The sequence below is a fragment of the Streptomyces sp. NPDC090499 genome (assembly GCF_044769305.1).
Taxonomy (GTDB): domain Bacteria; phylum Actinomycetota; class Actinomycetes; order Streptomycetales; family Streptomycetaceae; genus Streptomyces.
This window is the reverse complement of the sequence record NZ_JBIVXP010000018.1, coordinates 1-20,192: the sequence shown is the minus strand read 5'-3', so window position 1 is coordinate 20,192 and position 20,192 is coordinate 1. Positions and strand designations below refer to the sequence as shown.

Sequence of the window (20,192 nt, the reverse complement as noted above, 5' to 3'; positions counted from 1 at the left end):
TCGGTGGTACCGGGGACTGATCCACGCCGCACCGGTAGTACCGCGGTACTACCCGCCGCTACGCCCCTGGGCTGGGCGTTCGGGCCGCGTCCGGGCTCGACGCGCGCGCCGACGTGCGGACTCGGCGCGCCGTCGTGCGTGTCACGACCGCCGAGAACTGCCGCTCGACGTCTCTCAGCCCCGGGCACGTCGTCGCCTCGGTCCCCGGCGCGCCGCGTCGGGCAGCCGTCGCTGATCCAGGCGCGGGCGGCGCGGCCCTCACCCACCGCCTGCCACGGGCGACGGATCACCGGCGCCTCGTCATGGCCGGGGCCGTGCGCGGAGTTCCGTCTCGACGAAGTGGTTCATGTGGCGGCGGGCGTGTTCAGTGGTGAGCGGCGGGGCCTGGCGCAGCCGCTGCAGGGCCAGGCCGTCCGCGAGTGCGGCGAAGCGGACCGTGAAGCCGTCCAGGTCGTCGCAGCTGAACTCGCCGTCGGCGACGCCTCGTTCGGCCAGTGTGCGGATCTGCTGGTGCCACGTCGCGTAGCGCCGGTCCTGTCCGCGGGCGAACGCCTGGTCGGGGTGGTGCTCGCCCGCGTTCCAGTACTCGAACCACATCCGCCAGTGCCGGTCGGTGTCCTCGGTGAACAGCGCGTCCACGAGCAGCCGCAGCCCCTCGGCTCCGCTGGTCGCCCGGTCCGAGGCCTCGTCGAGGGCCGCGTAGTACCGCTCGATCTGCAGCACCATCGCCTCGGAGAGGATCTCCTGGACGCTGCAGGCACCACGGCGTCGACCTCCGCTTCGGGAGGTACGCCGAGGCCCGCGACGTGCTCGCCGAACACCCCGACCTCGTCGTCCTCGCCACCGGCGGCCTGCCCGACCGGTCCTTCCTCGACGCGGGCGCGGACCTGGTCGCCGACACCTGGGACGTGCTGACCGGCTCACTGCGCCCACGGGGCGAGGTCCTGGTCTACGACGACCACGGCGGCTACCCCGCACTCGACGCCGTCGAGGTCCTCGCCCCGTCCGGCGCCCGCCTGCACTTCGTGACACCGGAACGCACCCTCGCGCCCGACGTCGGCAGCATGAACTCCCCCGCCTACCTCAAGGTCTTCGCGGAACACGGCGTGACCACCACCCTCGCCCGCCGGCTGCGTGCCGTACGCCGCACCGCGGACGGCCGCCTGGCCGCCACCCTCCACAGCGACTACACCGGCACCGGCACCGAACTGACCGTCGACCACGTGATCGTGGAACACGGCACCCTGCCCGCCGACGAGCTGTACCGCGAACTGCTGCCCGGATCCATCAACCTCGGCGAGATCGACCACCGCGCCCTGCTGGACCACCGGGAGCAGACGGTGGTCCGCAACGACGCCGGCCGCTACCGGCTGTTCCGCATCGGCGACGCGGTCGCCAGCCGCAACATCCACGCCGCCGTCTACGACGCGCTGCGCCTGTGCCTGCCGGTCTGACCCGCACCGACCCTCTGGAGACATCGAGTTGAGTACGCTCGCCCCCGCGACGGACCCGGCCGGCCTGGTGGCCCGCCGTCCCGTCGGCCGAAGCCTGGAAGCCCCCTTCTACACGAGCCGGGAGTTCTTCGACCTCGACATCGACGCGGTCTTCGCCCGGCACTGGCTGTTCGTCGCCGCCGAGGCCGAACTCCCCGAGCCCGGCGACTACGTGACCGTGGCCCTCGGGCCGTACTCGGTCGTCGTCGTCCGGGACGACGACGCAGAGGTACGCGCCTTCCACAACGTCTGCCGCCACCGCGGCGCCCGCATCCTCGACGACGAACGCGGCTCGGTGGGCAACATCGTCTGCGGCTACCACCGCTGGACCTACGGCGTGGACGGCCGCCTGCTGCACGCCGAGTCGCAACCCGCCGACTTCGACCCGTCCTGCTTCGGTCTGCGGACCGTGCACGCCCGCACGGTCGCCGGCCTGGTCTTCGTCTGCCTCGCCGGGGAACCGCCGGCCGACTTCGACGAGGTGGCCGCCCGTATCGAGCCGTACATCCTGCCGCACGGCCTGCGCCGGGCGAAGGTGGCCGCCCAGATCGACCTGGTGGAGAACGGCAACTGGAAGCTCACCATGGAGAACAACCGGGAGTGCTACCACTGCGGCGGCCACCCCGAACTGCAGTGCTCCCTCTTCCCCGTGTACGGCTACGCCGAGCAGGACGTGCCGCCGGTCCTGCGACCGGCCTACGAACGCTGTCTGCGGGCCGACGCCGAGTCCCGCACGACGTACGAGTCACTGGGTCTGCCGTACGAGGCGATCGAGGAACTGGACACCCGCACCACCGGCTTCCGCATCCAGCGCGAACCGCTGGACGGCGCGGGCGAGTCCTTCACCGAGGACGGTACGGCCGCCTGCAGACGCCTGCTGGCCGACTTCCGCACGCCCCGCCTGGGCCGCCTCTCGATGCACCTGCAGCCCAACGCCTGGTTCCACTTCCTCTCCGACCACGCGATCACCTTCTCGGTGATCCCGCTCGCACCGGACCGCACCCTGGTCCGCACCACCTGGCTGGTGCACCCCGACGCGGTCGAGGGGGTCGACTACGACCTCGACAGCCTGACGCGGGTGTGGACGGCCACCAACGACCAGGACGCGCTCCTCGTCGCCCCCGACTTCCGGCAGCGGGAGATCTTCACGTGCGGCCCCGCCGGCTACATGGCCGCCGTGCGCCACATGCTCGCCACGGCCGGGTTCGCCATGGACCGCCACCACGAGGAGAGCTTCGCCTTCGACGCACCACCGGCCGCCGAAGCCGTCGCCGTCCCCGTCTCCGGAACCGGCACCGGCACCGGCACCGGCACCGGAGACACCGCCGAAGGACGCGTCTTCACCGTCGAGTTCACGCGCAGCCGGCGCACCCTCACCTGCGACGCGGACACCACCCTCCTGGCGGCCGCCACCCGGGCCGGCCTGAGCCTGCCCGCCTCCTGCGCCCAGGGAATGTGCGGCACCTGCAGGACCACCCGGCTGGCCGGATCCGTCGACATGCGGCACAACGGGGGCATCCGGCCGCGCGAGATCGCCCGGAACAAGATCCTGCTGTGCTGCTCCCGGCCTCGGGAGAAACTCGTCGTCGAGGCCTGACCGTCCGGGGCGGGTTCGCCGCCGGGTGGTCGATCGGGACCGGGGGTCTGCCGCCCGCCCCGGTGCCGTACGGAAACCCGGCAGCCGGGGCGAGGAGCCCGCGATCAGGCGGCGCGAGCGGCGCGGCCGGCCACCCACGTGGCGGCGGTATCCGCCACCCGCCGCCCCAGCGCCTCGGCGGTGGCAATGTCGCTGGCCGTCACCGCCTCGGTCCCCTGATCCGCGTTGGACTGAGCGGCGGCCCCCAGGAAGAAGCCCAGCCTGTTGAGATCGTCCTCGCTCCCCTTGGACGAGTTCCAGCCGCCCGGCAGACCGAGCGCGATCCAGTGCATACCGTGCTGCGACGGCAGCGTCGCGAAGTACTGGAGCGTCGACTGCTTGTCGCCCGCCTTGGAGGCCGAGTTGGTGAATCCGGCCGCGAGCTTGTCCTTCCAGGCCTGCCCGAACCAGCGCTCGGAGCTGGCCTCCGCGAAGCCGTGGAAAGCGGTGGCGGCGGTTCCCATGTAGGTGGGGGAACCGAAGATGATCGCATCCGAGGCGTCCAGCTGCCTCCACTGGGCGTCGGTGATCTCACCGACGGCGATCAGGTTCACGACGGCGCCGGCCTCCTTGGCGCCGCGCTGGACGGCCTCGGCGATGACGGCGGTGTGGCCGTAGCCGGAGTGATAGGCGATGGACACGATGGGCGACGTCACGGGTACCTCCTACGGTTGAAAGTGAAAGCTTCGATATTCAACTTATTGGCGCCCTCACGGGTGAGCCGGGTAGGAGGCCGACAGATCATGGTCAGAATCCGACACTTGGGTGTGCCAGGTACTCCGGTTAGGCTGGCATCGGCCAGGTTCCCTGCGTGATGGCGGCTTGTGATGGCGGTGAGAAAGCGACAGGACGCGTCGCGCGAGATCGCGGACGTCGGCTTCGCGCCGGCCGTCGGAACACCTGCCGGCATCGAGATCATCTCTCTGGCCGACCTGCGGGAGCGGGCCGCTGTCCGCATGGGCGAAGGACGGCTGCAGGCGCCGCAGCGGCCCACGTTCCACCACCTGATCACCCTGTCCAGCGGCTCGTTGTGGCACACGGTGGACTTCACCGGCTACGCCCTTGAGCCGGGCTCCTGGCTCTGGACGCGGCCCGGTCAGGTGCAGCAGTGGGGTGATCTGGACGACGCCGAGGGCACCCTGGTCCTCTTCGAGGGCGACTTCCTGGATCCGGCCGCCGTGGCAGCAGCGCGGACGGACGATCCGTACGCCCCCGTGCTCCAGGTTCCCGGTCCCGAGGACCGTCGCGCACTCGAGATGGCCGTGGGCCATCTGGCGCTGGAGTTCCAGGCGTTGCGCGGCATCTCCCTGGAAGCTCACGTGGCGGTGTTGCGCCACCTGCTGGCGGTCCTCGTGCTGCGCCTTTCGCAGCGCACCGCGCCCGTGGGCAGCCCGGCACCGGACCCGGGGGAGACATTCCTGCGCTTCCGTGACGCGGTGGAACGCGACTTCACCCGCACCCGCCGCCTGGAGGACTACGCCCGGGTCCTGGGCTACTCACCGCGCACCCTGTCCAGGGCCGCGCTGACCGGAGCCGGGGTGGGGGCGAAGGAGTTCATCGACCGGCGGGTCGTTCTGGAAGCGAAGCGCCTGCTGGCGCACGGCGACCAGTCAGCCGCCCGTGTCGCGGCGCAACTGGGCTTCACCAGCGCCACCAACTTCAGCAAGTTCTTCCACCAGCGCACCGGCCGGTCTCCGATCGCCTTCCGCGCGACCGTCCGCGGCCACTCCGCGGAGGACGGCGGGAGCGAAGCGCCCGACGCCAGGCGGCCCGGGAGGTGAGCATCGCTGCCGGAATCGGGACCAGGAGACAAGGACCCGCAGGTGGTGGTCGTGGTGGCCCACCACCCGGCGCGCAGGCCGTCGCGAGCATGGGTCAGCCCCGGCTCATCGCGCCGGTGGCGGCCTTGGCGCCCGGGGCCGGAGCCGCCGCCGGGCCCAGGTCCGGGCTTCAGGCGGCCGTGGTGGCGGCCACGTGCTGGTCCAGGGCGTGGGTGAGCGCGTCGGCCGAAGTGGCCGCGCCGCCCAGGCGGTCGGTGCCGTGGGGAGTGTGCAGCAGCAGCGTCGGATAGGCGTCGACGCCCAGCCGGCGCACCTCGAGGAAGTCGGCCTCCGCCTCGGCACGGGCGGCGGGCGAGGCGAACGCGGCCGCCACCGCCTCGGCGTCCAGCCCCAGCTCGGCGGCGAGGTCCCGGTAGACCGCGGCGCCGGACAGGCTGCGGCCGTCGACGTACCAGGCACGCTGCATCGCGGCCGCCGCCTCCAGGGCGTTCACGCCCGGCCGGCTGCGCAGCGCGACCAGGCCCGTGGCGGCATCGGCGGAGTCCAACACGACCGTGCCGTCGGCCAGCGCGGCACGGTAGCCCTCGCCGAAAGTGACGCCGGTCAGCTCGGAGATGCGCTCGTCGGCGCCCGGGATGTGCGGGTACGCCGACACCGGCAAGGCACGCGAGCCGGTGAACAGACCGCCGGACAGCACGCGCAGCTCGATCCGGTCCGCGTTGGCGGCGGCGAACTCGTGCAAGGCGGGTCCGAAACCGTAGCACCAGCCGCAGTAGGCATCGAAGGCGTAGGTCAGCCGAATGCGCTCCACAGAACTCATCGTGCTTCGTCCTTTCCGGAATCCGTCAACCGGCTCTCTGCGTGACCGGGCCGGCACCGTCGAAACTATGCTCGGAGGCCCGTCGTCGCCGGGTACGCAGACGACTCTCCATGGTCAGAATCCGACTGCCCGGCGCCCCCTCGGAGGAGCAGGACCGGCCTTCGGGCGGAGTCGGCCGCGCGTCGTGCAGATGTCCTGCAGAACGCCCGGCCGGACATCTCCGGCCGGGCGTTCTGTGGTCGCGACCCGGCAGCCCCACGTCTGCCCTGTCGCTGTGCGGCTAACGCAGCGTGGTGTTGCCTTCGCCGCCGACGACGACCGGGGCGTCCTTCACCGGCGTGGCCTCGCCGAGGTCCCAGCCCTTCGGCTGCGCGCCGGGCACCTCGACCAGGGACGGCTCCTCGGCCGTGACGCGACCGCCCTTGACGACGGCGAGGTCGCGCAGCTTCCTGGCGGTGCCCGGCTTGATGTGGTGCGGGTGCGGGTTGCCGGGCGCCTCGGAGACCGTGACGCCGCCGTGCTCGGTGGTACCGCTGCCGGTCGAGGCCGCAGCGGCAACCCCGCCCGAGGCCAGCAGTACGGCCAGTACGCCGGCCGTCACGGCGCCCTGACGACGCGAGATGCCGTTCATGCGCACCTTCATGCGTTCAACTCCTTCGCAGGTGGAGGGAGACCGGGGTACCGGCACGCGTCCGGCCCCGGCTCCCTCGGGATCGAGAACGAGGCAACTCTCGCCCCGGCCGGCTGAAGATCCGCTGAACGTCCTGAAGATCCGCTTCAGCACCTGCTGTCCCGGGCTCCTCACCGGAGCGTGCCCGGGTGCCCGGTCCGGGGTGCCGTAGACACCCGGTCACCCTCCTGCCCGGCGATGATCAGGAGCAGACGGGCGCCCCCGTCCGTGGTCCGAGGGGGCTCCGCGGTGAGCGTCCCTCCGTGGGCGGTCGCGATGTCGCGGGCGATGGCGAGGCCGAGGCCGGTGCCTCCCTCGCTGCGGGTACGGGCGTTGTCCAGACGCGTGAAGCGGTCGAAGACCCGCTCCCGGTCGGGTGCGGGGATGCCCCGACCGTCGTCGCTCACCTCGACGGCCACTTCGTTCTCCGTGTGACGCACCTCCACCGTCACGGTGCTGTGCGCGTGGCGCAGGGCGTTGTCGAGGAGGTTCGTGAAGAGGCGGGCGAGTGCCGTGGGACTGCCCGGAACCGCCTCGTCGGGGCCGGGGCCCGCCACGAGGACGACAGGTTGACCGGGGTAGCGCTCGGCGAGTATCCGGCGCAGGAGGTCGGTCACGCGCAGGGGCTGGAGTTTCAGGGGCTGGCGGGCGTCCAGGCGGGCAAGGAGCAGCAGATCGGCGACGATGTCCTCGAGTCGTGTGGTGTCGCGCAGCGCCTCGCTGCCGACCGCGGTCCATTCCGCCAGGTCGGGACGGGCCAGGGCCAGTTCGAGGCGGGCCCGCAGGGTGGTGAGGGGGCCACGCAGTTCGTGCGAGGCATCCGAGGTGAAGGTCCGCAGGCGGCCGACGGCGCGCTGGAGTTGGTCGAGGGTGCCGTTCATCGTCTCCGCCAGCGAGGCGACCTCGTCCTCGGAGTCGGGGACGGGGACGCGCCGCTGGAGGCTGTGGGCGGTGATGTCGGCGAACTCGGCCCGGATGTGCTCCACCGGTCGCAGTGCCCGGCCCATCGCGTACCACGTCAGGTAGGCCACCAGCAGGACCAGCAGGGCGGTGCAGGGGACCAGGGCCCAGGTGAGAGTGATGACGGCGGTGTGCGCGGGAGCACGGTTCGCAAAGGCCTGCACCAGGATCGGCCCCGTGGGCGTGCTCACACTGGCGCTGGCCCCCTGGTCCGCCGACGAGGTCGACAACGCGTCGGCAGGGGGCGCGGTGTCCAGGATGATGTCCGGCAGGGCGGCCTGTACGTCGGACGGAGGTGTTCCCGAGCCGAGTTGGTGGGCTGCCTTGTCGACGTGGTCGCGGGCCGTGTCCTGGGCGGAGGTGACCAGGTTGGTGTGGACGGCGTAGAGCAGCACCACCGAGCAGGCGGCGAGGGCGAGGCTGGCGACCAGTGCGACGGCGGCGGTGGCCCGCACGCGCACGGTCCGCGGCCGCAGCCACGGGCGCCGGCGGTGTCCGCGGTCACGCTCCGTCGGAGCGGAGCAGGTAGGCCCCGCCGGGCACGGTTTGGATACTGGCCCGGCCGAAGGGACGGTCGATCTTCCGGCGAAGCGCACTGACGTTGACCTCCACGATGTTCGGGCCGCCCTCGTAGGCGCTGTCCCAGACCCGGTCCAGGATGGCGGCCTTGCTGATGGCGATGTCCGGCGTGGCCGCGAGCAGCGCGAGGACGTCGAACTCGCGAGGGGTGAGGGCGATGTCCGTGCCGGCGCGGCGGCAGCGGCGGGCTCCTGTGTCGATCTCCAGGTCCCCGAAGTGCTGGACGATCTGCCGCTCCGGGCGCGTGCGACGCATCAGGGCGTGCAGCCGGGCGGTGAGGACGACGAAGGAGAAGGGCTTCGTCAGGTAGTCGTCGGCCCCGGTCTCCAGCCCTTCCGCTTCGTCGTACTCGCCGTCTTTCGCCGTCAGCATCAGGATCGGAGTGTTGTCGCCGATCGAGCGCAGGTGGGCGCACACCTTGTAGCCGTTCAGGCCCGGCATCATGACGTCGAGAATGATCACGTCGTAGGTGTCCGCCGCCGCCCTGGCGAGACCGTCAAGGCCGTCGCTCGCGGCGTCCACCGCGAACCCCTCTGCGCGAAGCCCCTGTTGGAGCAGCTCCACGAGACGGGTGTCGTCGTCCATCACCAGCACACGCATGCCCTCTACCTTGCCCGACCGGTCGCGCCAGGCGCTGAAGAGGATCTTCAGGACCTTCGGCAGACCTTCGGCCGGCGGAGCGGACTGCCCTAGGTGGATGGGCGCACGTACGTCAGGGACGGACGCCGGTTGCTGCGGGGGCCGGGCACCGAGGAGCCCGGCCGTCCAGGGTCGTTCAGGCGGCGGGGCCGAGGGGGTTGAGGATGGCCAGGCGCCAGGTGCCGTCCTGGCCGCGGCGGGCGACATTGGCGGTGGTGCCGGTGGCCTTCTTCCGGTTGCCGGCGGGACCGGTGATCTCGAGGGTCCACTCCTCGCTGATGAACGCGATGTCGTCGCCGGCCACGATGCGTGACGGGCCGTTGGACAGCTGGGCGTTGCCGGCGATCGACCCGGCCGTGTAGTCGCGCAGCGCCTGACCGGTGACGGTCTCACCGGTGACGGTACGCATGACGGCGCCGGGCGCGAGCAGGCTCAGGACCTCGTCGAGATTCCCGGAGTTCATGGCCTTCTCGAAGGCCGGGGGGAGCTGCGCCGGGTCGGTGAGGGGAGTCGGCATGGCCGTTCCTTCCAGGGTTGGATGTTGTGGGGTTCGTCGACATGTCGGGTGCTGCGAGCCGTGTGTGAGGGCCTGCCGGGGTGCTCCGCGGGCTGCGGCACGGTGCTGACCGTCGCCGCAGGCTCCCCGCGTGGGGGTGTGGTGGGACCGTCAGGCATACCGGCGAAGGAAGTCGGCCAACGCCGGGTTGACCTGGTCGGGATGGGTGAGGTTCGGCGTGTGTCCGGCCCCGGTCACGGTGACCAGTTCCTGGGCGCCGGGGATCTGCCCGGCCAGTGCCTGGCCCAACGGGTAGGGGATCGGCTGGTCCGCGTCGCCATGGACGACCAGGGCCGGCGCCGTGATCTCACCGACCCGGTCGGTGATGTCGTCCACCTCCATCAGTACCTGCACCGCGTCGGCGAGCCGTTCACGCGGCTGCGCCCTCCACTTCGCCAGCCACTGGTCGTGGATCGCGGGCCGGCCCAGCAGCATCCCCAGCAGAACGGGCCCCACCGCCTCCGGACCCGCTCCGCGGAATCCCTCCGACACCCCACGCATCTGCTCCAGCGCCTCGGACGGCCAGGAGACCGAGGTGGTGTCGACCAGTACCAGGGCCTTGACCCGCTCAGGGGCCAGCAGAGCGGCCCGCATCGACAGGAAGCCGCCCTGCGAATGCCCCACCAGCACCGCCTGCCGCACACCCAGATGATCGAGCAGCCCGGTCAGGTCGGCGGCCGAGTCCCAGTAGGTGTAGGTCTTGCCGTCGTCCTCGGTCCGGCCGTGCAGCCGCTCGTCCCACGCCACGACCCGAAAGTCCCCGGCCAGGGCCTGGATCTGATGCACCCACATGTCACGGTCCATGAGGTTGCCGTGGCTGAAGACCACGACCGGGCCCTCACCACCGCTGTCCTCGAAGTAGAGACGGGCACCGTTGACGTCTGCGTACGGCATGGTTGTTTTCTCCATTCTTCCCGGCCTCACCAGGCAGTCAGAGGCTCGACCGGTCGTGGACAACGCGCTGACTGCGTGCTTAAACAGTGCGCGATGCGTGCTGCGCAGGCGAGGTGGGCAGGAGACGCGCCATGGTCGAAATTGGACTCGCTGATCCGCTCAAGGCGGGCGCCTCGCAGAGCCCGGGTCCGGTGCCGTCTCCGCCCCGCGGTCCCGATACCGCCGGCTGTCCGGGCGGTCGGGGCTGTCAGCGCTGCGTGGCGCGGAACGCCCCGGGAGTGGCACCCACCGTCCGCTCGAAGAACTTCCCGAAGTTGGTGGGTTCCGTGAAGCCCAGCATGCGCCCGACGGACGCGACAGGAAGGCCGGTGTGTACCAGCAGCCGCTTGGCCTCCAGGGCGACACGGTCGTCGATGAGATCCTTCGCGGTACGGCCGGTGGCGGCCAGACAGGCTCGCGTGAGCGTCCGCGGCGAGTAGCCGAGGTGCGCGGCATACTCGGCAGCACGGCGCCGCGTGGCGAACGCGCGCTCCAGTTCGCCGCGGAAGACCCGGAACACCTCGCCTCCCGCCGCGGGATTCCATGCACCGGGATGCGGCAGCCGGGCCATGCGTACCAGCAGCGCGGCAAGAAGCTGCCGCAGCAGTTCCACGGTGAGTTCCGCCTGTGCAGCGTCCCGCCCGGCCAGCGTGGCGTATTCCGCCGCTATCTCGGCCACCGCCACCGAGATGGCCCGGTACTCCCCCGCGGACAGTGCGAAGGCGGCAGGGCTGAGCCCCTCGTCGATGACGGCCGCGCCGGCGGGCACCGGTGGTGGAAAGGCGGGCGTGAACACCACCAAGGTCGCGTCGAGATCCGCAATGCCCCCTCGAGGATCCGCGGGGAAACGCTGCACCTGGCCAGGACGCACATGCAGCAGGGTTCCCGGAGCGCACGGGTGAGCCACGAAGTCGATCAACGCGGTGCCCTCGCCGCGGGTGACCAGGGTCAGCTGATGGAAGTCCGGACGACTGGGCGCCGCCGCGACGGGCGGCAGCAGCCGCTCACGCAGTGTCGCGAAGGACAGGACCTCCAACCCCAGCCGGGGCTGATCCGGGTTGTGATAGCTGACGTCGACAACATCCGGGCTTTCCGTACCCGCCATCCACCAATGATCGCAGCTGCGGGCGGCCACAGCGGCGACGAGCTTCCTCCGCCCCGGGCCCGCTGACCACGAGGCCGGCGCACGCCGCTGGACGACCGCCCTCCGCCTGCCGGTCGGCGGCCGTACCGGCACGCCGCACTCGACACCGCATCGCGCCGCACCGGGAACACGGCCCACCCGCCCCGGACACAGCCTGGCATTCACCAGCGCCACCAGACTTCGGCACGTTCCTCCATGAGCTCATCGGCCGCGCTCCGATCGCCCCTCGTACGACCGTCCGCCGTCGCTCTCCGGAGGATGGGCAGGGCGGTACGCCCGGTACCGGGCGACCCCACCGGTGAGGGCCGCGCCTGCGAGGGGTGCCACCAGGTAGAGCCACAGATGCGACCAGTCACCCGGCCGGTGGGCCCACAGAACGGGGCCGAACTGGCGGGCGGGATTGGCGGATCCGCCGGTGAGGGTGCCGAGGGCGATCACGATCACAGCGGTGGCGGCGGGGCGAGCCAGCGGGACCCAACGCGCCCACGCGCCACGGGACATCAGCAGCAGGGTGACGGTGAGGACGGCGGCGGTGGACACGGCCTCGACGAGGAACAGCAAGGCCGGCGAGCAGGAACGAGCGGGTTCGACCACGGCGTAGGCCATCCGGTCCCCGAGGACCGGGCCCCACACGAGGCGGGCCAGGCCGGTACCCGCCACCGAACCGGTCAACTGGGCGGCGAAGTACGCCGGAACCCGGCGGCCGGGGAAGGCACCGGTCAGCCACAGGCCGAGGGTCACCGCCGGGTTGAGATGCCCGCCGGACCAGCGGCCCCAGGGAGAGGACAGCGCCCCCGCGAGCGCCGCGCCGACCGACACCGCCACGAGCACATGCTGAAGATACGGTTCCGGCAGGGCCCGGCTGAGTGGCGATGCCGTCACCCATCGGACCGCGGTCACCACGACGAACAGGACACCGCCGGTGAGGACGAACTCCGCGGCCATCGCCGCCCAGGCGGTGGCACCAGCAGTCCGCCGCGCGGGCACACAGGCAAGCGTGGACACGGTCAGCCCCGGCCGGTCACACCGACGGCGGCCCTGGTACCCCGGTCCGGGAACACCGGCAGACCCAGAGCGGGACACCGCTGGAGCATCGCCTCTTGCAGACCGTGGTCCGCGTCGGCGGCCGTGCCCACCACAGTGGTCGGCTGCCTGCCGCTGCCGGTGGCGGACGCAGGGATCCGATGCTGCTCGGCGAGCGTGATCCCTCCGTCGACCGGGAGCGGCGCGGCGCGCTCGCCCGTGATCGGGACGGACGCATTGTTCAGGCCGGTGTCACCGGCGGCGTGGAATTTCCGGGTCAGGGCGGGCATGCGTGCGCTTTCGTTCACAGAGTCCTGAGGGGTGGCTTCGGGTGGCCGTGGTGGCGGCCACGTGCTGTTCCAGGCCGTGGACGAGCGCGTCAGCCGAGGCGACCGGGCCGCCGCCCCGCCGGTCGGTGCCCTGGCCTTCCTTGAGGACGGGATGCCGACGTTCAGGGGCCCGGGACGGGATGCCGACGTTCAGGGGCCCGGGACGGGATGCCGGGTCGGCACCGGCGTGGAGCCGGGCACACGGGGTGCCCGGCTCCGCGCCTTCCTCGTCGCAGCCGCCCGTCGGCGAACGGCCACGGCACCCGGCCGCGCGGCGGCTGCGGCCGGGTGCGGTGGCCGCGCGGCGTCGTCAGTCCGGACGTACCGGGGTGGCGACCAGTTCGTCCAGGCCGGGGAACGGATTGTCCGGCCAGTGCTTGCGATACACGATGTCGACGAACGACACCGGCGCCCACTTCGACGGCTGCTCGTCGATCTGATGGACCACCTGCGCATGGATCCTGTCCCGCAGATCCAGATACGGAAACGCCTCGTGCGCCGCGTCGAGCACCGCCCGGTCCACCTCCTCGACACCGAAGGCGAACATGTCGGCCCCGATACCGAAATGCGCGAGGGCGACGTTCGGATGCTTGTGGGCCGCGATCCCCGCGGAGCTGTGCAGCGCCACCGCATCCCAGATCTGGTCGACCGCGGCATCGGACAGGCCGTGCTCACGGGCGAAGCGGGCGGCCCGGAACGCACCGTCCACCTCGAACCGGTTCGGCCCCTGCCCCTCGTCGGTCAGGCCGATGTCGTGCAGCACCGTGCCGATGAAGAGGGTCTCGTCGTCGTAGTCCGTCCCGGCGACGAGGTCTTTGGCGGCGGCGATACTACGCGCGTAGAAATAGCTGCGCACGCAATGGTTGAACAGCCAGTCCGGGGAGTGCTCGGCGGCGAGCGCGACGGCGGCCTCCGCGGCAGCCGTGCGCGGCCACCCTCCGATGGCGTCCGGCAGATTCTCGAGCGGGTTCAGCGACTTCACTCGGCTTCGACCTCAATTGCTACGTGCGCGGCAGCGACGGCCTCGGCGGACCGCAGTTCACCGACGACATTGGACTGCTCGAAGTACGCGTACCAGCCGGAGTCCTCGACGCCGTCCAGAAACGCGTCGGCCAGCTCCTTCGAAGGGGCCTGCCAGACCGCGAACCACTCGTGGGAAGTGGAGTGCGACGCCGGTTCCGCCCTGCCCCAGCCGAGCGTCACGACGCCGATCTCCGCGAGCCGTTTCATGGCTTCCTGAATCCCTGCGAACAGGTCCTTCCGCGCCTCCTCGTCGGCGGCGAAGAACGCGGGCTTCGGTGTCCACGTCTCGACGACTACGTACATGTTGCGCATCTCCTCACCAATCGCGATCAACGTGACGCGACCAGCCTAGAAAGACCGAGGTCACCGTTACGATGGCCAGATGGACACTAATCCCAAGGATCCGGCCAAGGTCGCCCTGGTGGTGCAGCCGGGCTACGTGCTGCTGGACGTAGCCGTTCCCCAGGAGGTGTTCGGTCACTGGCCGGACTGGGTGACCGCCTGCTGGCCCGGCGGCGCCCCCTACGAGCTGACCTTGGTGAGTGCGGTTCCCGCACAGAACCCGCTGGTGCCCCGCGAGGTCCAGCCGCTCGACCGGCTGGACACGGCGGACACCGTGATCGTCGCCGGGGTGCAGGACCCCACCGAGGCTCCCGACGCCGAACTGGTCGAACGGCTGCGTGACGCGTACGACCGGGGCAGCCGGATGGTGTCGATCTGCACGGGCGCCTTCGCCCTGGCCGCGGCCGGCATCCTGGACGGCCGCAGCGCCACCACCCACTGGCACTGGGCCGGCCTGCTGCGAGACCGCCACCCGTCGGTCAAGGTCCGCGAGGCGGAGCTCTACATCGAGGACAGCGGCGTCTTCACCTCCGCGGGTGTCCTCGCCGGAACAGACCTGTGCCTGCATCTCCTGCGACTCGACCACGGCCAGGCCGCCGCGAACACGATGGCCCGCTTCCTGGTCAGCCCGCCCCACCGCGAAGGAGGACAGGCCCAGTTCATCGAACACATCCCGCCCGACGGCGACACCGAGATCACCGGCGTGATCACCTGGATCCTGGAACACCTCGACGAGCCGCTCACCCTGGAGTCGGTCGGCCGGCACAGCCACATGAGCACCCGCACCCTGCGCCGCAGATTCCGGGCCGCGACCGGAACGAGCGTCATGAACTGGGTGGCCGCACAACGCGTGGCCCGTGCGCGCGAACTCCTGGAGACCACTCGCCTCGGCATCGACGACATCGCCCACCGATGCGGCTTCGGCTCCGCGGAGTCACTGCGCATCCACTTCACCGCGACGACCAGGACCAGCCCGTCGAACTACCGCCGCACCTTCGCTTCCTGAAGCTGTCGTCGACCGGACGCAGCCACGGAGGGCGCCACTTCGCAGCTCCTTCGGTCACGGACCGGACGCGCTGGAGCCTTCGGTGGTGGACCAGCGGCCGGTGAGGGCTCCCGCGCAGGGGCCACGGGCCTTCTCGACGCCCTGCCGTACGGCGGCCTTCCGGCCCTGGACACTGCCGCGGCGGACCCGCGTCCGGGTCGACGGACACGGTCACCGCGCGGTCCGGCCTTCGCCGTCAGGCGGTCCGGTGCCGGAAGGTGCGGCGATAGGCCGTGGGGGTGTTGCCGACGGTGTCACGGAAGCGGGCGCGCAGGTTGGCGCCGCTGCCGAGTCCGCACCGGACGGCGATCTGCTCCACCTGGAGGTCGGTGGCCTCCAGGAGTTCACGCGCGCGGTTGATGCGGGCGGTCAGGAGCCACTGGTGGGGGCTGACCCCGGTTTCCTGGCGCCACAGGCGGGTCAGGGTGCGCGGGGAGACGCCGGCCTGGTCGGCGAGGTGGGGGATGGTGAGGTCTTCTTCGAGGTGGAGCAGGGCCCATGCACGGGTGTCGGCGAGCGTGGTGGCCTGCGGGGTGGGGAGGGTCCTGTTGATGTACTGGGCCTGGCCGCCGTCGCGGTGCGGGGCGGCGACGATGTCCCTGGCGATGTCGTTCGCCACGGCCGCGCCGAGGTCTTTGCGGACCAGGTGCAGACACAGGTCGATGCCGGCGGTGAAGCCCGCGGAGGTCAGGATGGTGTCGTTGTCGATGTAGAGGACGTTGCGGTCGACGCGCAGCCGGGGGTAGAGCTCTTCGAGGTCGTCCGCCTTGGCCCAGTGCGTGGTGACGGTACGGCCGTCGAGCAGTCCGGCCGAGGCGACGGCGAAGGCGCCGGTGCAGATGGAGGCGACGCGTATCCCGGCGCGGCCGGCGAGCTTGAGCGCGGCCCTCACCCGTGGGCGCGGAGGACGCCGGAAGTCCTCGAAGCCCGGGACGATGATCGTGTCCGCTTCGGCGAGCGCCTCGAGACCCGCGGTCAGCCCGAGGGTGAACCCGGCGCTCGTGGTCACGGTCTCCTCGGTGTCGCCGCACACGGTGAGCTCGTAAGGAGTGGTCGGGCGGGCGTTGAAGATCTGCGTGGGGATCCCCAGATCCATGGGCAGCACGCCGTCGACCGCCAGGACCATGACCCGGTGCTTGTTCATGGCCGCAATATTACGTCCGACACCAATATCACGGGGAGGGCCGGGGATGCGCCGTTCCTCCGCCCAGGACTGTTCCGGAGGTAAATTCCCAGATCAAGCCCTTGACCACGTGACCTGAAAGCAAATGTCCAGCTGCACGACCTGGCCCGAAAATTGCGAACACTGGCAGATGAGCCGTGGCCCGGAAGGGAGGTTCCGGAGCAGCATCGAAGAGCGAGCACGGGGCAGCCGACGCCACACACCGGTGGAGCGGTCCGAGAAACCCGGCCGTGGACGAGGAGCCGGCGATGACTTTGCAGAACGTGGTGGGCCGCTTCTTCGACGTGCGGGGCGGCCAGGTGTACGCCCACGTCCGCGAGGGTGACGGCCCGGCGCTGGTCTTCCTGCACTACTGGGGAGGCTCACGGCGCACCTGGATCCCGGTGCTGCAGCGGCTGGACCCCGGGCAGGGCTTCGTGGCCTACGACCAGCGTGGCTGGGGCGACTCCACGAGCGTGCCGGGACCCTACGGCCTGGAGCAGCTCGCGGACGACGCCGAGCGGGTCGTCGACGCGCTCGGATACTCCCGCTATGTGCTGGTCGGGCATTCCATGGGCGGCAAGGTGGCTCAGCTGCTGGCCGCGCGCAAGCCGGCCGGTCTGAGGGGAGTCGTCCTCGTGGCGCCCGCGCCGCCCGCGCCGGTCGGGGTGACCGAGCAGGCGCAGGAGACGGTTTCCCACGCCTACGACAGCGAGGAGGCGGTTCTGCAGAGCATCGACCTGATGCTGACGCACGGCGGGCTGTCTCCCGAGCTGCGCCGGCAGGTGGTCGAGGACAGTCTGCGCGGCGGCGACGAGGCCCGTCTCGAGTGGCCGCGCCAGGGCCTGGTCCAGGACGTGTCGGCCGGTGTCCCGGCCATCGAGGTGCCGGTGCTGGTTCTCGCGGGCAGCCACGACCGGGTCGACCCGCCGGCCGTGCTCGCCGACCATCTGCTGCCGCTGATACCGACCGCCACGCTGACCGTCCTGAAGGACACCGGCCACCTCTCCCCCCTTGAGGTGCCCGGCCAGGTGGCCGCGCACCTCGGCGCGTTCGTCGCCCAGCTGTAGGCGCAGCGCCCCAGCCGCACATCCCCCCTGTGGCGACCGGCTGTCACACCACGTGCCGTGCAGCCGCACCCCCGTACCCGGCACGCGTGAGCGTGCCGCCCGGCCACCGTGCCGGTCCGCCCCGAACCGGGGCCCGACAGAAGGAGACACATCATGACCGCCGAAGCAGACCTGTCCGTCTTCGAGCAGCTCGACCTCCCCGACACCAGCCTGACCCGGGACACATTCGTCTTCGCGGCACAGGCCACGCCTGCCTTCATCCACGATCACTGCGTCCGCAGCTACGTCTTCGCCCGCGCCCACGCCCGGAACAAGGGGCTGCGCGCCGGTACCGACTACGACGACGAACTGCTGTTCGTCGCTTGCGTCCTGCACGACCTGGGACTGAGCGAGGAGGGCAGCAACGGCGACGAGCGTTTCGAAGTCGAAGGCGCCGACATCGCGGCGGCGTTCCTCCGCGAGCACGGTGTCGAGGAAGAGCGTGTCGCCGTCGCCTGGGACGCCATCGCTCTGCACACCTCGGAAGGCATCGCGTCACGCAAGGGCACGGAGGTGGCGCTGGCCCACCTGGGTATCGCCACCGACATCCTCGGAATCCAGCGTGAGAGCCTGCCGGCCGGCCTCGCCGACGAAGTGCACGCCCTGCTGCCGCGTCGGGATCTGGCCCACGGGTTCAGCGACCTCATCATCACCCAGGGCGTGGCCAAGCCCCAGAAGGCGTCCCCGACGACCTTCATCGGCGACCTGGTACGTCGCCACCTGCCCTACGGCGCCTATCCCACCTGGTACGACCTGATCGACGCGGCCGGCTGGGGCGACAAGCCGGTCGGCGTCACCGCCCGGCGCCGCGCCGAGACACCCCAGCAGGTGGGGGCCTTGTACATGGAGTACCTGGAGGCCGGCGACGTGGAGGGTCTGGTGTCGCTCTACGAACCGAACGCCCACTTCGTCCCCACTCCCGGAAACCACCTGGTGGGCACGGACGCCATCCGCACGGCCATGCAGCAGATGGTCGACAGCGGCGCCCGCCTCAAGCTCGAACCGCGCGAGATCCGGCAGGTCGACGACGTCGCCCTGGTGTCGAACATCGCCACCCTCACCGGGGCCGGACCGGAACCGCTGGTCACCACCACCACCGAGATCCTCCGACGCCAGCCGGGCGGCGGCTGGGTCCACGTCGTGGACGACCCGTTCTTCAGCTGATCACGTCGGGCGGCCTGGACACGGATACACAGGCCGCCCGCCCTTCCCAGGACTTGTCGGTCACCTGACCGATGTTCAGACTGCCGTGCGGGATGTCCATCGCAGGCCAGCCACGTCCCCGTCTCATCGCCCGGCGGCCCAGCCCCCCATTCCCGTTGAGGAGATCCTCAATGCCGGGCACCCTGCGCCAGCGCTGCGAGTGATCACCCCACCGTTCGGCCGGCCTTCGGCGCGGCCGGCACGGTGTCCGACGGCCAAGATGTGTACGGACGGCTGTGCGGCGCAGCCCCGGTCGGGCACAATGCCGGACATGACGACTTGAAGAGCACCGGCCGGGCGGCAGCACTGGCGCAAGGTCGGGAGCGGCTGGTCCGTTCCGGACGGCGAACGCCGGATCTGCGCCGCATGCGGGACGCCCGTCCGCTCGTACCGGTACCGCTTCTATCCGCCCGAGTCGTCCATGTTCGAGCGCTGCATCGGGTTCGCCTGGTGCTCAACTTGCAGGTGCTACTCCGGGAACATGGTTCACGTCCCGCGGAAGCGAGTTCTGGTCGATGCCCTCGAGTCCCTTCTCCCTGAGCAACGCGAGCGGTTGGCACGTTCGGAGTCGGGACTGATCGAGTTCCTTGACCGCCGGCTCCGAGACAAAGAGGGACGCCCCTGACCGGGCAGGCGCTCCGACACTGAAAGAGCCCGGTAAATGCACGCGCCTCGCCGCGTCGTCGAACAGGTGAGGGCAACTGCCTGACGGAGTCAGCGCGCGCACCGGGGGGGTCCGAGCAATGCTCATGACCTGTGGATCGACCTCGGGCGGACGCGAAGGGCGTACCTTCCCGAGTGATCGACTTCCGGTCATCGAGTAGGCCGACGTTGCACCGTCGGTCGGGAAGGCACGTCCGTGCTGAGCCTAGTGAATGCCGACGGGACGACCCAGACCGGCTCCCTGATCGACGACATCGTCCGTGAGGGTGCGCAACGGATGCTCGCCGCCGCGCTGGAAGCCGAAGTCAACGCCTGCATATCCGAGTTGGCGGACCAGCGTGACGAGCACGGGCGCCGCCTGGTGGTCCGTAACGGCTACCACCGGCCAAGGTCGGTCACAGCCGTGGCCCAGGCGGTCGAGGTGAAGGCACCGCAGGTGAACGACAAGCGCGTCGATGAGGCAACGGGCGAGCGCAAGCGGTTCTCCTCGGCGATTCTGCCTCCGTGGTGCCGCAAGTCCCCGAAGATCAGCGAGGTGCTGCCCCTGTTCTACCTGCACGGCCTGTCCTGCGGTGACTTCGTGCCGGCGCTGGAGCAGTTCCTCGGCAGCTCCGCCGGACTCTCTCCGGCGACCGTGACACGGCTGACAGCCCAATGGCAGGCCGATCACCAGGCATTCGGCGAGCGGGATCTGCCGGCAGCGACTTCGTCTACGTGTGGGCGGACGGTATCCACCTGCGTAAACGGCTCGCCGAGGCAAAGTCGTGCGTCGTGGTGCTGATGGGCGTGCGCGAGGACGGCACCAAAGAGCTGATCGCTATGAGCGACGGCTACCGTGAATCTGCCGACTCCCGGGCCGACTTGCTGCGAGACTGTGCGGGCCGGGGCATGCATGCTCCCGTCCTCGCGGTCGGCGACGGGGCGCTCGGCTCCTGGAAAGCCCCGGCCGAAGTATTCCCCGAGGCCCGCCATCAGAGGTGCTGGGTTCACAGAAGCCGTAAAGAATCAACTTGTCGGTGTGTTGGTTTGCTCGTCCGTGGCGGCGAGGAGATCGGGGGCGGTGCGGTAGCGGGTGGCAGCCG

At 70.9% G+C, this 20,192-nt stretch carries 20 protein-coding genes and 1 pseudogene; 7 read left to right on the top strand and 14 right to left on the bottom strand.

Going from position 1 to position 20,192, the window contains the following annotated elements; genetic code table 11:
- Positions 1–300: 300 nt before the first annotated feature.
- The gene (locus tag ACIQVL_RS40820) at positions 301–726 is read right to left on the bottom strand and encodes a TetR family transcriptional regulator C-terminal domain-containing protein (RefSeq protein WP_403477962.1); all 426 of its coding nucleotides are present in this window, start codon (positions 724–726) and stop codon (positions 301–303) included.
- An 80-nt stretch (positions 727–806) separates the two neighbouring features.
- Between ACIQVL_RS40820 and ACIQVL_RS40815 the strand changes: the two genes are divergently transcribed.
- A complete protein-coding gene (locus ACIQVL_RS40815) occupies positions 807–1,454 on the top strand; it encodes a hypothetical protein (RefSeq protein ID WP_403477961.1) in 648 nt (215 codons plus the stop codon).
- 28 nt (positions 1,455–1,482) lie between these two features.
- Complete coding sequence (locus ACIQVL_RS40810) at positions 1,483–3,090, top strand: SRPBCC family protein (RefSeq protein WP_403477960.1); 1,608 nt, start codon at positions 1,483–1,485, stop codon at positions 3,088–3,090.
- A gap of 104 nt (positions 3,091–3,194) precedes the next feature.
- Here ACIQVL_RS40810 and ACIQVL_RS40805 read toward each other — a convergent pair whose 3' ends face one another.
- Positions 3,195–3,785, bottom strand: coding sequence for a flavodoxin family protein (locus tag ACIQVL_RS40805; RefSeq protein WP_403477959.1), 591 nt, complete (start codon positions 3,783–3,785; stop codon positions 3,195–3,197).
- A gap of 171 nt (positions 3,786–3,956) precedes the next feature.
- Here ACIQVL_RS40805 and ACIQVL_RS40800 point away from each other — a divergent pair, with 171 nt between their 5' ends.
- Positions 3,957–4,910, top strand: coding sequence for a helix-turn-helix domain-containing protein (locus tag ACIQVL_RS40800; RefSeq protein ID WP_403435735.1), 954 nt, complete (start codon positions 3,957–3,959; stop codon positions 4,908–4,910).
- A gap of 169 nt (positions 4,911–5,079) precedes the next feature.
- On the opposite strand, the gene ACIQVL_RS40795 is transcribed toward ACIQVL_RS40800, so the two are convergent.
- The 11 genes from ACIQVL_RS40795 to ACIQVL_RS40745 all read right to left on the bottom strand — a co-directional run bounded on the left by ACIQVL_RS40795 (position 5,080) and on the right by ACIQVL_RS40745 (position 13,889).
- The gene (locus ACIQVL_RS40795) at positions 5,080–5,730 is read right to left on the bottom strand and encodes a DsbA family protein (RefSeq protein ID WP_403435734.1); all 651 of its coding nucleotides are present in this window, start codon (positions 5,728–5,730) and stop codon (positions 5,080–5,082) included.
- A gap of 280 nt (positions 5,731–6,010) precedes the next feature.
- Positions 6,011–6,373, bottom strand: a complete 363-nt coding sequence (locus ACIQVL_RS40790) for a hypothetical protein (protein ID WP_403435732.1) — start codon at positions 6,371–6,373, stop codon at positions 6,011–6,013.
- Positions 6,374–6,531: 158 nt separating this feature from the next.
- Positions 6,532–7,815, bottom strand: a complete 1,284-nt coding sequence (locus ACIQVL_RS40785; protein WP_403435731.1) for a sensor histidine kinase — start codon at positions 7,813–7,815, stop codon at positions 6,532–6,534.
- A 46-nt stretch (positions 7,816–7,861) separates the two neighbouring features.
- Entirely contained in the window at positions 7,862–8,539 is a 678-nt protein-coding gene (locus ACIQVL_RS40780) for a response regulator transcription factor (protein ID WP_403435729.1), read from the bottom strand.
- Positions 8,540–8,714: 175 nt separating this feature from the next.
- On the bottom strand, positions 8,715–9,095 hold the full coding sequence (locus ACIQVL_RS40775) for a YybH family protein (RefSeq protein WP_403435728.1): 381 nt from the start codon (positions 9,093–9,095) through the stop codon (positions 8,715–8,717).
- 150 nt (positions 9,096–9,245) lie between these two features.
- Entirely contained in the window at positions 9,246–10,028 is a 783-nt protein-coding gene (locus ACIQVL_RS40770; protein WP_403435726.1) for an alpha/beta fold hydrolase, read from the bottom strand.
- 247 nt (positions 10,029–10,275) lie between these two features.
- Positions 10,276–11,172: an AraC family transcriptional regulator gene (locus ACIQVL_RS40765; protein ID WP_403435725.1), complete on the bottom strand. Its 897-nt coding sequence runs from the start codon at positions 11,170–11,172 to the stop codon at positions 10,276–10,278.
- Between the two features lie 240 nt (positions 11,173–11,412).
- Complete coding sequence (locus ACIQVL_RS40760) at positions 11,413–12,198, bottom strand: MIP/aquaporin family protein (RefSeq protein ID WP_403477958.1); 786 nt, start codon at positions 12,196–12,198, stop codon at positions 11,413–11,415.
- Between the two features lie 20 nt (positions 12,199–12,218).
- Complete coding sequence (locus ACIQVL_RS40755) at positions 12,219–12,524, bottom strand: hypothetical protein (protein ID WP_403477957.1); 306 nt, start codon at positions 12,522–12,524, stop codon at positions 12,219–12,221.
- A gap of 349 nt (positions 12,525–12,873) precedes the next feature.
- A complete protein-coding gene (locus ACIQVL_RS40750) occupies positions 12,874–13,545 on the bottom strand; it encodes an HD domain-containing protein (protein WP_403477956.1) in 672 nt (223 codons plus the stop codon).
- Positions 13,542–13,889: a DUF6616 family protein gene (locus ACIQVL_RS40745; protein WP_403477955.1), complete on the bottom strand. Its 348-nt coding sequence runs from the start codon at positions 13,887–13,889 to the stop codon at positions 13,542–13,544. The genes ACIQVL_RS40750 and ACIQVL_RS40745 overlap by 4 nt, the downstream gene beginning before the upstream one ends.
- Positions 13,890–13,968: 79 nt before the next feature.
- Here ACIQVL_RS40745 and ACIQVL_RS40740 point away from each other — a divergent pair, with 79 nt between their 5' ends.
- Entirely contained in the window at positions 13,969–14,934 is a 966-nt protein-coding gene (locus tag ACIQVL_RS40740; RefSeq protein ID WP_403477954.1) for a GlxA family transcriptional regulator, read from the top strand.
- Between the two features lie 235 nt (positions 14,935–15,169).
- Here ACIQVL_RS40740 and ACIQVL_RS40735 read toward each other — a convergent pair whose 3' ends face one another.
- Entirely contained in the window at positions 15,170–16,117 is a 948-nt protein-coding gene (locus ACIQVL_RS40735; protein WP_403477953.1) for a GlxA family transcriptional regulator, read from the bottom strand.
- Between the two features lie 287 nt (positions 16,118–16,404).
- On the opposite strand from ACIQVL_RS40735, the gene ACIQVL_RS40730 reads away from it, so the two are divergent.
- The 3 genes and pseudogenes from ACIQVL_RS40730 to ACIQVL_RS40720 form a co-directional block, all read left to right on the top strand.
- On the top strand, positions 16,405–17,205 hold the full coding sequence (locus tag ACIQVL_RS40730) for an alpha/beta fold hydrolase (protein ID WP_403477952.1): 801 nt from the start codon (positions 16,405–16,407) through the stop codon (positions 17,203–17,205).
- Positions 17,206–17,358: 153 nt separating this feature from the next.
- A complete protein-coding gene (locus ACIQVL_RS40725; protein WP_403477951.1) occupies positions 17,359–18,408 on the top strand; it encodes an SgcJ/EcaC family oxidoreductase in 1,050 nt (349 codons plus the stop codon).
- Between the two features lie 898 nt (positions 18,409–19,306).
- Positions 19,307–20,103, top strand: a pseudogene (locus ACIQVL_RS40720) (transposase); the annotation flags it as partial.
- Between the last annotated feature and the right edge of the window lie 89 nt (positions 20,104–20,192).

What these genes read in the sequence shown, in the direction of transcription:
- ACIQVL_RS40820 (WP_403477962.1), bottom strand. Translation starts at nt 726, where the DNA reads ATGGTGCTGCAGATCGAGCGGTACTACGCGGCCCTCGACGAGGCCTCG.
- ACIQVL_RS40800 (WP_403435735.1), top strand. Translation starts at nt 3,957, where the DNA reads ATGGCGGTGAGAAAGCGACAGGACGCGTCGCGCGAGATCGCGGACGTC.
- ACIQVL_RS40795 (WP_403435734.1), bottom strand. Translation starts at nt 5,730, where the DNA reads ATGAGTTCTGTGGAGCGCATTCGGCTGACCTACGCCTTCGATGCCTAC.
- ACIQVL_RS40790 (WP_403435732.1), bottom strand. Translation starts at nt 6,373, where the DNA reads ATGAAGGTGCGCATGAACGGCATCTCGCGTCGTCAGGGCGCCGTGACG.
- ACIQVL_RS40780 (WP_403435729.1), bottom strand. Translation starts at nt 8,539, where the DNA reads ATGCGTGTGCTGGTGATGGACGACGACACCCGTCTCGTGGAGCTGCTC.
- ACIQVL_RS40775 (WP_403435728.1), bottom strand. Translation starts at nt 9,095, where the DNA reads ATGCCGACTCCCCTCACCGACCCGGCGCAGCTCCCCCCGGCCTTCGAG.
- ACIQVL_RS40770 (WP_403435726.1), bottom strand. Translation starts at nt 10,028, where the DNA reads ATGCCGTACGCAGACGTCAACGGTGCCCGTCTCTACTTCGAGGACAGC.
- ACIQVL_RS40765 (WP_403435725.1), bottom strand. Translation starts at nt 11,172, where the DNA reads ATGGCGGGTACGGAAAGCCCGGATGTTGTCGACGTCAGCTATCACAAC.
- ACIQVL_RS40755 (WP_403477957.1), bottom strand. Translation starts at nt 12,524, where the DNA reads ATGCCCGCCCTGACCCGGAAATTCCACGCCGCCGGTGACACCGGCCTG.
- ACIQVL_RS40745 (WP_403477955.1), bottom strand. Translation starts at nt 13,889, where the DNA reads ATGTACGTAGTCGTCGAGACGTGGACACCGAAGCCCGCGTTCTTCGCC.
- ACIQVL_RS40740 (WP_403477954.1), top strand. Translation starts at nt 13,969, where the DNA reads ATGGACACTAATCCCAAGGATCCGGCCAAGGTCGCCCTGGTGGTGCAG.
- ACIQVL_RS40735 (WP_403477953.1), bottom strand. Translation starts at nt 16,117, where the DNA reads ATGAACAAGCACCGGGTCATGGTCCTGGCGGTCGACGGCGTGCTGCCC.
- ACIQVL_RS40730 (WP_403477952.1), top strand. Translation starts at nt 16,405, where the DNA reads ATGACTTTGCAGAACGTGGTGGGCCGCTTCTTCGACGTGCGGGGCGGC.
- ACIQVL_RS40725 (WP_403477951.1), top strand. Translation starts at nt 17,359, where the DNA reads ATGACCGCCGAAGCAGACCTGTCCGTCTTCGAGCAGCTCGACCTCCCC.